Source organism: Lysinibacillus sphaericus (assembly GCF_015844675.1).
Taxonomy (GTDB): Bacteria; Bacillota; Bacilli; order Bacillales_A; family Planococcaceae; genus Lysinibacillus; species Lysinibacillus sphaericus_E.
Genome location: NZ_LDGC01000073.1, coordinates 38,748 through 55,050 on the forward strand (window position 1 = coordinate 38,748; position 16,303 = coordinate 55,050).

Genomic DNA, 16,303 nt, shown 5'->3' on the forward strand with positions numbered 1-16,303 from the left:
TTTAAACACCTTTGAATAGGAGTGACAATTGCGCTCATCTTATATAGAGGAAGATCTCCCGCTGAATGAAGATAATCATAGATGCACAGTAGTACATCTGTAAATGGTGATTAAATACTCTTCGTATCTTTACTCTGAAAATAATAACACAAATGATGCTTACAAAGCTAGATATGCCAATGTTTAAGATCATTTTCTGAAGTCATATAACGCATGGTTGATTTCCGTTCCGACTGGGCGCTTACAGCTTGTGTTATCCTTTGATTTTTTCTAATAATGCCTGACAGCCTTCTAAAACTAAATCATAGGTTTCTTGGAAATCTCCTGTATAGTACGGATCAGGTACGTCTTTTCGATGGTCAGTTAAATCTAAAAAGCGAAAGATCTTTGTGGAATCCGGATTCCCTAACATCGTTCGGATATTACGTATATTGCTTTCATCCATGCCAATAATGTAATCAAAATTTTCAAAGTCAGCCTTTTGTAATTGTCGGCCTTGCATCCCTTTCGTTGAGATACCATATTCTTTTAGCTTTCCTTTTGTTCCTTTGTGTGGAGGATCTCCAATATGCCAAGAGCTTGTTGCAGCCGAATCTACCTCGACTTTATGACTCAAATGCTCTTTCTCTACCAAATCACGCATGACCGCTTCAGCCATTGGTGATCGACATATATTCCCCAAACATACAAAAAGTACTCGAATCATTATTAAGTCCTCCTTCGATCAATCTTACCTTGGCGTATCGTAGCTGTCGCCACAGTAAACATTTGTAGCTGCTGCTTTGCTTTCGCTACAGTAAACATTTGCTAAATGTAGATAAAGCGCTCAAAATCAATCGATTCTGAGCGCCTTCTAAGTTATCCCATATTACTAGCAGTAAGCTACTACTTCAATATGAAGATAATAGTTTGGGTTCTTCACACAGAGGGTTCTCCTCTGAATGACATTTCACTTTATTTCTTTTCTGCTGCAACTCGCTTCTCTAATTCTTCGGTTAACGCTACTAATTCATGCTCAAGTCGATGTGTAAATTCCTCGCGCCCTTCTTTACCTTTACCCGTTACATAAAACGGCTCACCATAAATCAGATAACCTTTTCCACGCTTAAAGACATCACCAGCATTACGCGCACCGATGTAAGCGGCTGGTACAATCTGTGCTTTGGCTAACTGAGCTATTGTAATCGCACCTTGCTTTAAATCCGATCCTTCCGCATTTCGCGTACCAGATGGGAATATCCCAACAATTTTTCCCTCTTTCAATAGCTGCGATGGAATTTTAATAACACTTGGACCTGGATTGTCACGGTCGACTGGAAAGGCATTTAAACGCTCTATAAGCCAGCCAATACCCTTTATATCAAACAATTGCTTTTTAGCCATAAAGTTAATTTCTCGAGGGTATACAGCAACACCAAGATTTAAAATATCAACATAGCCCGTGTGTGTACATGCAATAATAAACCCACCTTCCTTCGGTAAGTTTTGCTCTTCATATACACGCGCTTTTGAGCCTGTTAATTTTAAGATCACTTTTACAACATTTGCTATAAATTTATACACTGTTTCATTCCTACCTTATTCAATAGTTATCCCCATTGTAATCGAAAAGACCAGTATACTGCAATTGCAGGTGAAAATATCTAGACTCTTCCCACTAATACATCAACATCAATCGTAATTTCATGTAACAGGATAGCGGATCCTTCCTTTTTATGCCAGCCCATTGGTGTCATTTCAAGCAGTGCTGGTACAAGCTCTGTAGATAATGGCACCGTATAAGTAATACGTTCTACACTAACATCTGCGAAACTTTCTTTAAATCGAGCAACTATTTGTTCATTCGAATACGACTCTTTCGTGGAATCTGCATATAATTGTGCTCGAAGCTCATGTAGATACCCGCTTTGAGGTACAACCTTAACAACACAACCATTCGGCGTTAATAGACGTTTAAATTCTTCGTAATTGGCAGGTGATAAAATATTTAAAATGGCATCGAAGCTTGATCTTGCAAATGGACTTTTCGCTAAATCACCAACACACCACATTTGCTCTGGATAATGTCGAGATGCAGCAAGGATGCCTTCCTTCGCTATATCAATACCAATCCCTATCCCATGTTTCTTTGCCATAATACGAGCTAAATGCGAACCTTCACCACATCCCGTATCAAGTACGGTTTCTGCATTAGCAATTAGCTCTCCGATTTTATCTTCTACTACATCATAAATCCCACTATCAATAACCGCTTTTCGTGATTCAAACAGCTCTTTACTGTACTTAGAAACGGCACCATGTGTCAGCATATTAATGTAGCCCTGTTTGGCAATATCGAAAGAATGATTTGAAGAACATACTAATCTACCTTGTTCAAAAACATCCATTGACTCCTGACAAATTGGACAAGCAAAAAGCTTTATATTTTTATCCATTAACGCTGCCCCTGCAGCTCTTTTAGAAAGTGCCCCCATTAATTTTCCTCCTTCGGTTCTGTAGGTGAAACAAGTGCAAAACGCTCCCACTTACGACTTCTCCATCTAAAGTATACGATAATAGCTCGCATCCATTCATCTGCCGCAATCGCTAGCCAAATACCTACTAACCCCCAATTTAAAACGAATACGAACAAGTATCCGAGCGGGAGACTCATACATACCATTGATAAGAAACCAATTTTCACTGGAAATCTTGCATCCCCTGAAGCACGCAGCGAGTTAATAACTACAATATTCATTGTTCGCCCTGTTTCAAGGAGAATACTTAATGCTAGGACAGATGCTCCGATGGCAATTACCTCTGGATTATCTGTAAAAACGTGCATAAATTGCTTACGGAATATCGTTACAACCGCAACCATAGCGATCGTAAAAGCAAAAGCTGCGCGTACACTTGTCCAAAGCTGAAGATAAGCTTGATCCTTTTTACCAGCACCGACACTTCGGCCAATAATTATAGCCGTACCTGTCCCAATGGCAATCGCAAATAAATACGTAAACATCGAAATATTCATGGCATATTGTCTCGCTGCAAGTGTCTCTGCGCCTAAGTAAGTCGCATAATAAAGGAAGACAATTTGACAGAACTGATAAAGCACCTGCTCAAATGCTGACGGTAAGCCTATATTTAATATTTTTTGAACATATTCCTTTGAATACTCAAAATAATATTCTAGCTTCACTCTTACTTCCATGACTTGATACAACAGCCAGAAAAACACAAGAACTGCCAAACCACGACTTACTACTGAGGAAATAGCTGCACCTTTTACACCTAACTCCGGTAATCCTAAGTTACCAAAGATTAAACCGTAGTTTAAGACAACGTGTATCACATTCATACCTAGTGATACATACATCGTTTGCTTTGTCCATCCATGCACACGGATAATTGCTGCTAAAGCATTTATAATTGCCTGTAAAAAAATAAAGCTTCCGATGATCACTAAGTAGCTTTGAGCGTATTTAAGCACTTCCCCTTGCAAGTTCATCATGGTCATTAAATGACTTGAAAAGAAGAAAAATAAGATACTCATCATTAGTCCAACAGCCAAATTCATCGTAACTGCTAAAGCGGAAATCTTCGCAGCCTCAAAAAATCGCCTTGAACCTAAATATTGAGATACAACGATAGAAGCACCATTACCAACTACTTCAAGTATTAAAATTGCAATATGAATATATTGATTGGCTGCACCAACTCCTGATACAGCATTATCTGATAAAGCACTAAGCATAAAAGTATCGGCTAGTCCCATTAACATAAATAAAAATACTTCTAAAAATATCGGCCATGTTAAATGGAATAAACTTAACTTATTTGACTCTTTTATATCACTTTCCCTTAATGTATCTGACAACTTTCACTTCTCCTATACGCTTCATAAAGATTTTACGCGCAGTATTTTATCTACCCGTTAACACGAGATAAAAATATATAGTATCGTATCATAGATTTTAAAGCTATAAAGAGTTTTTATAATGAAACTTAAAAGATTGATAATACAATACGCAAAAAATCCCTCTCACAATTTTATGTGAAAGGGTTTCTTATCATAATAAACAATAATCCTGCAATTGCTTACGTTTTTCAGTTGTTAACCCAAATTCTTGCTCTAAAAAAGCTACCTTAGAGCCGTATCGGGTATCCATTGCATCAAATGCTGCCTGTAAATAGTCTTCACGGGCAGACATTAAAGCATAAAATTGCTGTAATTCTTGATCGCTATAATCTGGCTGAATTGTTAGAGCCATTCGTTCGACTAAAGGACGTAAATGTACATTTGTATCTAAATAGTCCTCCATGATTGTTTCCTCAGGGACATCTAAAGCAAGTAAAATAAGCGCACTGCCAATACCTGTTCGATCCTTCCCGACTGCGCAATGATGAACAAGCCCTAAATTTTCAGGTTTTTGAATCGTTGCTAGTAACTCTTTGAACGATGCATTATTAAAAGGCATTTGTGCATAAAATTCTCGGAACATTTCCGGGCTTACAACCTTATAAAAATCTTGTCCACCAGCGTTTGTGGGCATCTCAAACGCGTGATTTCCTTTAGCTGGTATTTGAATATACTTGGCATATGAGAATATCGGATTAGGATTATTTTGAGCCTCATGATTGTCTCGATAATCAAAAATTGTTTTCACACCTAGCGTTTCAAAGCGCTCTTTATCTGATTTCGTCATTTTACCAAGTGCTGCTGAGCGATAAATCAAACCATTCTTAACAGCACGCCCATCTCTCGACTTATAACCCCCCATATCCCGAAAATTATAAACTGCCTCAAACGGAATAATATTCATATCAAACGGTTTCACTGACTGCACCCCTCCCTGTTAGCAAGCATACTTATCTCTATTTTATAGAACAATTCGATATAATACCAATTTTCGCACTAGGGAATGTCATACCTACTTAGAGCGGTGAGGGGATTTATTTGACTTATTTGTCGGAGCAGAGCTGGTAGCCGTATTACCTGATCACTTTTCTATCCAAGCGGATCAGTTTTCCTCTTTACCCGATCACTTTTTCATCCAAGCGGAGCAGTTATCCACCATACCTGATCACTTTCACACCTAAGCAGAGCAGTTATCCACCATACCTGATCACTTTCACACCCAACCGGAGCACTTATCCACTCCACCTGATCACTTTCACACCTAAGCAGAGCAGTTATCCACCATACCTGATCACTTTCACACCCAACCGGAGCACTTATCCACTCCACCTGATCACTTTCACACCCAAGCGGAGCACTTATCCACTCTACCTGATCACTTTCACACCCAAGCGGAGCACTTATCCACCTTTCCCGATTACTTTTTCATTCAAGCGGAGGAAATCTCCTTCTTTTTCACACACAAAAAAAGCTGCCCTTAATAAAGGGCAGCTCCAAAATACTCTTTTTCACTATAAATTATTTAAATAACTCAGGATACACTGCTTTTGCTACTAACTCAACAGCTTCGCCAATACGCGGACCTGGGCGATTTGAAATATCAGTATCTATATAATAAACCGCTTTATTTTGAATGGCCGTGATTGAATTCCATCCGTCACGAGAAAGAATTTCTTCCGGTGAGTTTTTCACATAGCCTACTGTTGTTAAAATAACTTCTGGATTTTTCACAATGATATCTTCCTCAGATACCTTTGGCCAGCTTTTAAGATCACCAAAAACGTTGTTAACGTTTGCAGCATTTAAAATTTCTTGTTGGAATGTATCAGAACCAGCTGTATAGATGTTTGGCTTTGGACTAATTTCTAAGTAGATATTTTTTGGTTTTTTCACATCTTTAACTTTCGCTTGGACATCTGCAATTTTAGCTTTAATATCTTTATTTAATTTATCGCCTTTATCTTTGATGCCCATAACCGTTGCGACTTGCTCGATATCCCCATAAACATCATCAAATGATTTAGCTGATTGAATGGCAAACACTTTAATACCCGCATCTTCGAGACCTTTTAAGGCATTTAAATTTTCTTCATCGCCTCCAGTTGTATAGGCAATAACGACGTCTGGTTTTAACGCTAAAATACGCTCACTATTGAATTTTGTAGAATCAGAAACACGCTCAATTTTTTGTGCTTCTTCTGGATACGAATCATACTCTGTTGCACCTACGATTTTATCGCCAACGCCTAGCGCAAATAAAATCTCTGTATTACTCGGTTGTAATGAAACAATAGTTTTAGGTACCGCATTAAACTCTACTTCTACACCACGGTCATCCTTAACTTTATAGCTAGTTTTCTCAACTTGTTGATCTTCTTTAGAAACAGCATCTTTTTTTGTATCCTCTTTCGTGCCACAGCCAACTAATACAAGTACCAACATCAACACAGAAAGCCATTGTAGCTTAAACATTTTCTTCATTTCATTGATTCTCCTTTTTCTTTTTCATCGGGTACGACTTACTAATAAACGGTATTTCAGCAATACCAGCATGCTGATTCATATAGACAGCCATTACAAAAAATACATTGGCTAGCAATCCTAAATAATCAAAGAGAATAGCTGGTACTTCGCGTTCTTCAGATACTTTGTGCAAAACACGGTATGACTTTTTCGCCTCACTACGACATAAATGTAATGCAGAAGCTGCCTCTGTTCCTTGAGGTAATACAAAGTTTTGTATCTCTTCTTTAACATGACTAACATAGAAATCATAGCGATCACTAAGCCAAGTCAAATCATCTTCGGTTACAGCTAATTTGCCTCGAACTGAGCCATTTACATGGTAAGCCATTGGTAAAATGGCTAGTAAATCATCTGCTACTACCTCTACCGTTTCTTTTTTAACCGCCGCCAATGCTACACCAATATGTGTTGTTAGGCTATCCGTTCGAATTTCAAAATCTACTGTAGATGCCTTTTCACGCATAAATGGATAACAAGAATAACGTGCATCTTTTTTCAAATATAAATCCCCGCTTTCCTTCGTGAAAAATTCTTACCTTATTAACACCTCGGCGTACATCAAGTGAATTATAAGCGCATAAAAAAAAACGTTGTTCCCACTCCTAAGGAAACAACGAAAAATAGCATAAATAGTGTCGCATAAATACGACATAGCCTATGTATTTGCCGCATATTCTCCTAGCTTCCGAAGAGTTATCTATACGTTCAAACAAAGGTCGGTCTCCTGGCTTGTACAGCTCACTACGTTCATAAAAAACCTTCCCATCGGTTAATTCGACAGTGGTATATCTTTACGACTTCTGTACTTACAGTTGCGGAAACAGCTCCGGTTTTTCACCGAATTCCCGATTATGCTATAGTTTAGCACCTTTATTCTGCAAGAATTATTCACTTGTTATGCAGTTTATCATAGATTGATAGGAAAAAATAGCTGTGGAATTTTAGAATAAACAACGATGGATAAAAATTATGCAGGTATTACCGTATGCACGCGGATATATTCACTGCCCCATTGGGTATTCATCCTGCTCGTGCAAATATTTGTTATGCCTCATAAATTAAAGCATATTATTTTTTCATACGTTATAAAAACTATTTCTCATAATGAAAGAATTTGCAAAAAATAGTCATTAACTTTTATCGAATTGCATTTTTATATTTCTTTTTGGATTTAACATCTTTCTCTTCCTCAATTAAACGCTTTGCAATTTCTAGTAGTTTTGGGTCATTTGTTGCATCGAATAGCTTTTTAAAGGATACAATAATATCATAGCGTATTAATGTCGGGTGCTTTTCGTCTAAGCATGTTTGATATCTTTTAGCCAAATATGATACGACTAAATCTCTTTGTACCTGCCCCGCTAAGCCTATTTTCCAAATTGCCTGTAAAGTATGCCTCACAGTGACTGTTTCTTCATCATACGTTACTGCCCAAATCTTTAAGAAGTCCTCTAATACCCTTTCTTCAGGATCGCTTTTTGCTGCCAGTGCGCATAAAAATTGTGCAGCACTTGCACGTATATGTCCATTTTTGTATGTAAGAGTTTGAACTAGTTGTTCCCAAACTGAATAGGTCCAATCAACTGGTTCCTGCATAATTTTCATTAATTCTTCGTATGATTTGTATTGAATATCTCGGTCACGCTCTGTTAAATTACTAAAAAGTTGCAAAATCTCTTTTTCCATGATTCATCCCTACCTTTATTGTTTCAGAACGTAAAAAATAGTGTACTTGTAAGTGTTACCTCATTTACCATCATGCGTTACTTTGCTACTACAAAATAAAAGTCTCATATAAATGTAATTTCAGAGCAAGATCCCCAATCGTATATTTCAAAATTATCAGAAACGACGTTCAATATGCAAGAATCTTTTCTTTTAGCTATAGACAGAGGAATACTCGTTAGGATTATTATTGGAGTTATCTCACGATTGAGTCAAAGCAAAATACGCAATAACGAAAAATTGATGCTAATTCTTTTTTCGGCTGTATTATCATTTTTATAACTGGGGCTATAGTTGTAAATATATCTACTTATGTAAATTTATTCATTACAAAAGTTATTTTACTCATTATCGACCGAGTAGTCGAGCCTAAATTATTGAATAACATTATATGTTTGCTTAATAAGTTTAATCGTAGAATCTTAACTATAGTTTAAACGTAAATAATTTCCAGTACTATCAAATAGTAAAAAAAGGTTATCCTTGTAATTTCTTTTACAAAGATAACCTTTTCACTATTTAAATCGTCTATATAATAGTACGGCTTATTAAATACGACCGAAGCCTACTAAATATTGATTCCACCAATCAAGTGATTCAATGACAACACCTTTATTTTGAGCATCAATCATTGTGTTGTTTCCTAAGTAAATACCTACATGCGCTATACCTGAACCATAGCTGAAGAATACTAGGTCACCTACACGTGCTTCACTTGCTGAAATACGTTGTGTTGCTAAATATTGTTGTGATGCTGTACGTGGTAAATTTACGCCCGCTTGTTTGTAAGACCATTGTACAAGACCTGAACAGTCAAATCCTGTTGAAGGGTTACTACCGCCCCAAACATAGCTACGACCTAGGAATTGTTTCGCAACTGAAATAGCATCACCTGAAGATGCAGTGCCTGCTCCTGAACCAACAACCACTTTTTGTGATGATTTTTCATTGTTAGCTTTATCACTATTATTAGCATTGCTATTGCCATTATCGTTAGTGTTAGCATTGTTGTTTGTTGCTTGTACAACTGGAGTAGCTGCTTGAAGTGCACGTAAACGAGCTGCCTCTTCCTCTGCTGCTTTACGTTCTGCTTCTAAACGCTCTTCTTCTTGTTTCGTTGCAATTTGTGCTTTTAATGCAAGAGATTTCGCTTCATTTTCAGCTTTTTTTACTTCCATTTCGCTTTCCTTCTCTTGAAGCTCTTGGAATTGCTTTTGAAGCTCTTTTTGTTTTTCATCTAATGTTGTTTTTTGTTTCTCTAAGCTAGCCTTATCTGCTTCTTGTTGATCTACTAATTCTTGGTCAGCATCCATTAATGTTTTTACCGCTACAACACGATCCATTAAATCTGCAAAACTTTTTGATTCAAGAACAGCGTTTAAATAAATACCTACAGTATTATCTTGAGCTTGGTATGCAGCCATACGGTCACTTAAAATTGCTGAACGTTGCTCAATACGTTTTTTAGTATCTACAATATTTGCATCAACTTCTTTAATGTCTGCCTGTACTTTGTTAAATACTTTTACTTTTTCATCGATCTCTTTTTGTAGGTTTTTTAGCTCTTCTTGTAGCTTTTTAACCTCTGTATCTATTTTAGCTTTCTTATCAATCATTTGTTGAGATGTTTCTTCTGCGTGCACTTGAGTTGGTTGAACTGTATTAAATAATAAGCCGCCCGCTAGTGCAAATGCTAGCACCATCGACTTACGCCATTTATTGCGCTTACCCACGTTATTCTTTCCCTTCACTAGTCAATTTCGTTCGTAGAATTTTAATGTAATCATTGGAACGATTTCTTTTATTTATTCTTATATTTTATTAGCCTTTTAAAGTTTAGCACTATTAGCATAACTTTTATACTATTTCGCGCCTTTTTAATGGTTTAGTAAAACTCGCAACATTCTTGTAATATTTACGTAATTCCTGATAAATTCTACAAAATTACGTTTTATTCTACAAATCAACGTTTTTAACTACTTTACCCTTAGTCCTACTCTCTGTTTTGTAATGGTTTTGTAATATTTCTAGAAATCATTTTTAACATAAAAAAGGTAAGGGAACATTTTCCCCTACCTACAAATAATGTGTAACTATAAACAAAGACTGTTTTCTCTCCGAGTTGCCCTTCTATTGCTTCATGGAACGCAGCGCTTGGATAGAAAGCCGCACTAACAGAATGGCACATAAAAATAATCCTAAGTATGCTGCTGTATTTAAATAGATCGCATACGTGGCATGTATAAATTGTGAAATGGCTAAAAGTGCTACAGAAATAATACCAAAGGTAATACCGACGAGAAGTAAGACGAAACGGGAAAACAGATTGGTAATAAAACGAGCATTATCCTCATCTGAAAAAACATCGTGATGTAAGATGATTTTCCCACTTTCTACCCGTTGAATAAGTTGGTCGACTCGTCTTGGCATTTTGCGCAATGTCGGAATAAGCATGGATAATTCTTCTTGTAAACGTTCCTTTGTTGCCATCGGTTCTTTAAATGGCTTCAAGAAGGATGCCCGCATATATACGGACGAAAAATCTTTCGCTTCCGTAAAAATATCAAAACTTGGGTCAATTACCCGTAGTGTGCCATCCAATGTTACTAAGGAACGCAGTGCTAAACCTACTGCAGGATAGAAAGCAAGACCAAAATCACGAACAACTGTAAATAACGCATGTATCAATTCCTCTGTTGGAATCCGATCCACGTAAGAGATTTTCAAGAGAATTTGATCTATAGCTTGCTCCATCTTTGCTCGGTCTGCCTGGCCCGAATTTTCAACCAATAGTGTTAAGCCATCGTATAAAACACTTGCATCATTTAGCTGAATCCCCATTAAAAATAGCTTTAAGCCCTCTTGTTGTGTAGCTCCCAAACGGCCAACCGCTCCAAAATCAAGTAGTATCGGTGTGCCATCCGTCTCATCAATATGAATATTTCCCGGATGTGGATCTGCATGGAATATACCTGAAAGAAGCATCTGCTCAAAGAAGGAATATAAAACAGTCCGTGCAAACTGCTTACAATCACTTTCAAATCGGTTAAATTCAGCTGCAACATTTGCAACACTTTTTCCTCGTACGTATTCCATGACAATAATATTTTCATTACAATATTCTGTATAGATTTTAGGGATCCGCACCTTATAATCACTTTTGGCAAGTGCCTTCGTCACCTGCAATGTATTACGAGCCTCAATATCTAAATGGATTTCCTCGCGTAAGCCATCTGCAAATCCTTTTGCAAGCTCTCGAAAACCAAGTGACTCAGCCCATGTAGACTTGTTCGAAAGCCAATTAGCAAATTCCTCTAAAATGTCGAGGTCGTCTCGCATAATCCCCTTCACTTCTGGACGCAGTAGCTTTACCACGACTTCGTCAAAATTTTTCAATCGTGCCTTATGTACTTGTCCAATGGATGCTGCCGCAATAGGCTCCATTTGAAAGTTTGCAAATATTTCATTCATAGGCTTCGGAAGTGAATCTTCTAAAATTTGAGTTACCTGTTCTGATGGTAAAGGCTTCACGCTATCTTGTAGCCTCTCTAACTCAGCAATAAAGATAGGCGAAAATAGTTCCTTACGAGTAGAAAGTACCTGACCAAATTTAATAAATATCCCACCACATTGCTCCAAAGTTACTCTTAAAGCAATGGCAAGCTCTTTTTCATTTTCACGTTGTCTTGCGTATTTAATCGTTTGAACAACGCCATTTGTCACTGCTATTTTCAATACATGACGCAAGCGCTTTTGTTGTCGCCAGTAGCTTCGAAGGCGCGTGAATAAATTTTTTTGCACATTATGATGATCTGTAGCCCTCATACCGCTTGGATCGAAAAGCTCAAAAACGAGATAGAGCAGCATCGAAATTAGTAGCATGCTACCAATCCAAATAAGAGTGCTGACCTCTGTCACTGTTTGCATCATCGGTTCGTATAAAAAATCTGTATGACGTAAATAGGTATACCAATAAACAAAGGACGTTAGCGTCACACTAATGACTACAGAAAGAACCCTACGTATGAAATTAATGTTTGAACCAATTAATCGGCCACTGACAAAATAAATAAGTCCTGATACAACAATGATTTGGATTAAAAATTTCAAAAAAATCAATAGCGTCACCTCCGATACGACTTCCTAATACTGCTAGTATAACAAATGTAAGGCTCATCATCATAACGCAGGAGCACTTCCTTCTCGACTGTTATCCACAACTTTTAGTGATAACCAAATCCATTTACTTATTTCTTTTACTAAGTTTATCCCCAAAATTTTGTCTATTTATTTACTTCTTTAGTATTTATCCACTTACAATGATTTTTACTCAGTAATATTTGTTGATAAAATACCTAAATGGGTATATAATCCACTTAAAGCAATATTTATCCACAGTTTTATTCATTATCAACACAAGAAAAATCTTGGTTTATCCACAACATACCCCTATATGTATATTACAAGAAAAGGATGTGCTTACAATGAGTAAAAAATTTTTAGTTGTCGGTGGTGTCGCAGGCGGTGCCTCGACCGCTGCCCGTATTCGCCGCCTCGATGAACAGGCCGAGATTATAATGTTTGAAAAAGGACCGAACGTTTCATTTTCAAATTGCTCTTTACCATTTCACCTTAGTGGAATCGTTGATAACAGCGACAAATTAGTCTTAATGACACCACAAGCCTTTCAAACAAAATACAAGATTGAAGCACGAGTTAATCAAGAAGTTTTACATATTAATCGAAAAGACAAAAACATTATTGTAAAGGATTTAACTACTGACACTAAGTATGAAGAAAGCTACGATACATTAGTGTTATCTCCTGGCGCGAGTCCAATTGTTCCAAACTTAGACGGCGTTCATTCTCCACACGTTTTTACCGTTCGTAATGTCGTGGATATTGACCGTTTAAACCGTTATATCCAAAGCGATGACATACAGGATATCGCTGTTATCGGTGGCGGATTTATAGGCGTGGAGGTTGCAGAAAATTTACGACTTGCCGGTTTTAATGTCTCACTCGTTGAGTTTAGTCAACAAATCATGACGCCATTCGACTATGATATGGCACAAATATTACAAAAAGAAATGATGGATAAAGGAATTAATGTCATCGTCAATGACGGCCTAGCTAAGGTTACGGCAGATTATGTAGAATTGAATTCCGGTAAACAATTGAAAGCACAGGCTGTTGTATTAGCTATCGGCGTTCGTCCTGAAACCTCTTTAGCGAAAGAAGCCGGACTGGCAATAGGTGAACTCGGTGGCATTCAAGTTGATGCTAATTACGCAACATCAGATCCTTCTATATACGCCGTGGGCGATGCTATAGAAGTATTCCATCAGCAAACTCATAAACAAACTCGCTTGGCACTGGCAGGTCCAGCGCAACGACAAGCACGAGCAGCAGCTAATCATATGTACAATATACCTCAACAAAACAAAGGAGTTATCGGCTCTTCAAGCGTGCAAATTTTCGATTACACATGTGCCACAACGGGCTTAAATGAAAAAACAGCGCTCGCACATGGCTTCCAAGCCAAAAGCGTGTACTTGATTGCACCAGACAAAGTTGGTTTAATGCCGAATAGTAATCCACTTCATTTTAAACTTGTTTACGAAGTGCCAACCGGGAAGATTCTCGGTGCGCAAGCGATTGGCAAAGGCAATGCCGACAAACGCATCGACGTTATTGCAACTATGATAACAATGAAAGGCACATTAGAAGACTTAAAAGAGTTAGAGCTATCATATTCTCCAATGTTTAGCACCGCACGCGACGTTGTTAATTTAGCTGCACTCGTTGCACAAAACCAGTTATACGGTCATTATAAACAAGTAAAAGTTGACGAAGTTAGGGGTCTCGTCGAAAATAACGCCTATTTCTTAGATGTCCGTGAAAGAAATGAATTTGAGGCTGGTCATCTCATTCAAGCACATAATATTCCGTTAAGTGAGCTCCGCGAACGTTTGGATGAGATCCCGCAAGATAGACCCGTTTACGTACATTGCCGATCTGGACAGCGAAGTTACAATGCTGTAATGACCCTCCAGAACAACGGTTTCTCTAATGTCTTTAATGTCGCTGGCTCCTTCCTCGGTATTTGCTTGTATGAATATTTCTCAGATGCAACAACTAACCGAGATAAAATTGTCACGGCCTACAATTTTAAATAACACGAAAGGGATGCCGCTAATTAGCAGCATCCCTATTCATTTTAATTAGTAGAAAGTACTTTCTCCCAATTTATTGTGCCATTTTTAACTTGTTCCCGTTTTTCTTTATTCATAATATCATTTGGACGTCCGCCTTTTGGCCAATCTTTATTATGATTTCCCCATTCAGGTCGATCCTGCGATAAAATAAAGGCTGCTAAATCAGCGGCATCTTGATCTGTCAAAGTACCAGCTGCTCCGACTGGCATATTATTTTGGATGTAGCCAGCCATTTTTGACATTCTCGCCATACCCGCTCCGTCATTGAATGATTTTTCCCCCCATAATGCCGGACCTGTATTAGCACCATTACCTGAGCCATCTGCTGCATGACACGCGATACAAGACTGAGCATACACTTCCTCACCATTCTTAACATCCGGTATAGGAACGTCCTTCATATTACTTGTGCCTACCCATTCACGCTCTGCCCCGATAGGTACACCTTCTGAAATATAAGAGAAGTACGAGACCATCGCTTCCAACTCTTTACTATTCATGTCAAATTTCTTACCGTTCATACTGCGAACCATGCAACCATTAATACGCTCCTCAATCGTTACAACATCACCAGCGCGCGCAATATATTGGGGATAATCCGCCATAACACCTACTAGTGACGAAACTTGCTCATCGTAACCTGCCCCCGCATGACAGCTTGTGCAAGACAATTGATTCCCAACATATTCTTCCGCAGCAACATGTGTATTATTGACAAGCTCATAACCATATAATATTGCTTCCTTCATAGGTCCATCCGGTACTTCTTCAATACTTGGTGGCGCATAGACAACTGACTGAGCAGCTGCTGTTGTTGCTACTTTTGTTTGTACAGCGGCTTCTTTGCTTTCTGCATCCCCTAAAATTTTGTCGCTAATGGCTGCTCCTACAAAAAGTGTACCTGCTAACAGCACTGTCCCCGCCACTCCCGCTACTATTGGTTTCATCTATAATACCCCCCTTTGTATAATCACCTATATTTTAGCAAAACAACATCTTTTTCGATGTGACTTTTCTCACACCTCACACAAATAGAATCATTTAGAGGATAAAAGTATGAAATTCGTTGTTCTACAACACATCAAACGAGACTTAATACCTCTTGTAGTATGTACTATTCCCTAAATTTGTAGCTGACGCTTCGCTTTCGAGCAGCTCAACACTTCCGAATGAATATAAAAATGCCGAGCACAGCATTGTACCCGACATTTTAGCGTTCCACTATAATTTACATTCACCATCAGCACAAACAGCTTCACCATCACCTACCATCTTTAACACCGGCCGAATACCTGCAATCTCCGCCGCTTGATGCAATGTTCGTACGAAAACTTCATTTGGCTCTGCACCTTTAATACCGTAACGATTTTCAAAAACAAAGAACGGAACACTTTGTACACCTAGCTGTTGAGCATCATATCGATCTCTGTCTAAAGCTTCACTGAAGTCAGTCGATGCCAAAATACCCTTTGCTATTTCAACATCTAAGTTTATATTTTCTATGACTTTTAACAAGAACATATCATCGTTTAAGTCTTTTCCCTCCGCAAAATAACCATTCATAAGCTCTTCCGTGTAGACCGACTCTTTACCAAATTGTCGTGTCCATTTTGCTAATCGATGAGCTTTTTCAGTATGCGCTGTTTTCATATCTTCAAAATTGTAATGCAATCCAACCTCTTCGGCCCGCTTTGCTATACCCTTAGTCATTTCCTTCACTTCTTCTATCGAGGAGTCAAATTTTTCAGCCATACCCTCATATAAAGTTGGTGCATCTTTCTTAGGTGTATCTGGTCCAATTTGATATGCTTTGTATTCAATTTCTACCTGCCCCAAATAACCTGCTGAGTCAATGGCGCGTTCCAATTCCTTTTTGCCAGTGTAGCAGAACGGACATGTGAAATCCGAGAAAATCTCAATTTTCATTTACTAC

Annotated in this window: 13 protein-coding genes and 1 riboswitch; of the genes, 1 reads left to right on the plus strand and 12 read right to left on the minus strand. The window is 38.0% G+C overall.

The genetic code is table 11. The features are described from left to right. Positions 1–253: 253 nt before the first annotated feature. From ABE34_RS17910 to ABE34_RS17955, 10 genes are all read right to left on the minus strand, one after another. A complete protein-coding gene (locus tag ABE34_RS17910; protein ID WP_197143818.1) occupies positions 254–706 on the minus strand; it encodes a low molecular weight protein-tyrosine-phosphatase in 453 nt (150 codons plus the stop codon). A 248-nt stretch (positions 707–954) separates the two neighbouring features. Then, positions 955–1,563, minus strand: a complete 609-nt coding sequence (locus ABE34_RS17915) for a 1-acylglycerol-3-phosphate O-acyltransferase (protein WP_197143819.1) — start codon at positions 1,561–1,563, stop codon at positions 955–957. An 80-nt stretch (positions 1,564–1,643) separates the two neighbouring features. Continuing rightward, the gene (locus ABE34_RS17920) at positions 1,644–2,474 is read right to left on the minus strand and encodes a putative RNA methyltransferase (protein ID WP_197143820.1); all 831 of its coding nucleotides are present in this window, start codon (positions 2,472–2,474) and stop codon (positions 1,644–1,646) included. After that, complete coding sequence (locus ABE34_RS17925; RefSeq protein ID WP_206700677.1) at positions 2,474–3,859, minus strand: MATE family efflux transporter; 1,386 nt, start codon at positions 3,857–3,859, stop codon at positions 2,474–2,476. Before ABE34_RS17925 ends, ABE34_RS17920 begins: the two co-directional genes overlap by 1 nt. A 193-nt stretch (positions 3,860–4,052) precedes the next feature. Continuing rightward, the gene (locus ABE34_RS17930; protein ID WP_346655583.1) at positions 4,053–4,820 is read right to left on the minus strand and encodes a tyrosine-protein phosphatase; all 768 of its coding nucleotides are present in this window, start codon (positions 4,818–4,820) and stop codon (positions 4,053–4,055) included. 599 nt (positions 4,821–5,419) lie between these two features. Continuing rightward, complete coding sequence (locus tag ABE34_RS17935) at positions 5,420–6,382, minus strand: ABC transporter substrate-binding protein (protein WP_197143821.1); 963 nt, start codon at positions 6,380–6,382, stop codon at positions 5,420–5,422. 1 nt (position 6,383) lies between these two features. Further along, positions 6,384–6,926, minus strand: a complete 543-nt coding sequence (locus ABE34_RS17940; RefSeq protein WP_197143822.1) for an ATP:cob(I)alamin adenosyltransferase — start codon at positions 6,924–6,926, stop codon at positions 6,384–6,386. A gap of 198 nt (positions 6,927–7,124) precedes the next feature. Continuing rightward, positions 7,125–7,314: riboswitch (cobalamin riboswitch) on the minus strand. Between the two features lie 250 nt (positions 7,315–7,564). Then, positions 7,565–8,113, minus strand: a complete 549-nt coding sequence (locus tag ABE34_RS17945) for a hypothetical protein (protein ID WP_197143823.1) — start codon at positions 8,111–8,113, stop codon at positions 7,565–7,567. Positions 8,114–8,700: 587 nt separating this feature from the next. After that, entirely contained in the window at positions 8,701–9,903 is a 1,203-nt protein-coding gene (locus ABE34_RS17950) for an NlpC/P60 family protein (protein WP_197143824.1), read from the minus strand. 379 nt (positions 9,904–10,282) lie between these two features. Continuing rightward, on the minus strand, positions 10,283–12,271 hold the full coding sequence (locus ABE34_RS17955) for an ABC1 kinase family protein (protein ID WP_197143825.1): 1,989 nt from the start codon (positions 12,269–12,271) through the stop codon (positions 10,283–10,285). Between the two features lie 365 nt (positions 12,272–12,636). On the opposite strand from ABE34_RS17955, the gene ABE34_RS17960 reads away from it, so the two are divergent. Next, positions 12,637–14,331 carry an FAD-dependent oxidoreductase gene (locus tag ABE34_RS17960; RefSeq protein WP_197143951.1) on the plus strand — a complete coding sequence of 565 codons (1,695 nt, stop codon included), beginning with the start codon at positions 12,637–12,639 and terminating at the stop codon, positions 14,329–14,331. 41 nt (positions 14,332–14,372) lie between these two features. Here ABE34_RS17960 and ABE34_RS17965 read toward each other — a convergent pair whose 3' ends face one another. Beyond that, complete coding sequence (locus ABE34_RS17965; protein ID WP_197143826.1) at positions 14,373–15,317, minus strand: c-type cytochrome; 945 nt, start codon at positions 15,315–15,317, stop codon at positions 14,373–14,375. Between the two features lie 274 nt (positions 15,318–15,591). Continuing rightward, positions 15,592–16,296 carry a DsbA family oxidoreductase gene (locus ABE34_RS17970; RefSeq protein ID WP_197143827.1) on the minus strand — a complete coding sequence of 235 codons (705 nt, stop codon included), beginning with the start codon at positions 16,294–16,296 and terminating at the stop codon, positions 15,592–15,594. Positions 16,297–16,303: the final 7 nt, after the last annotated feature.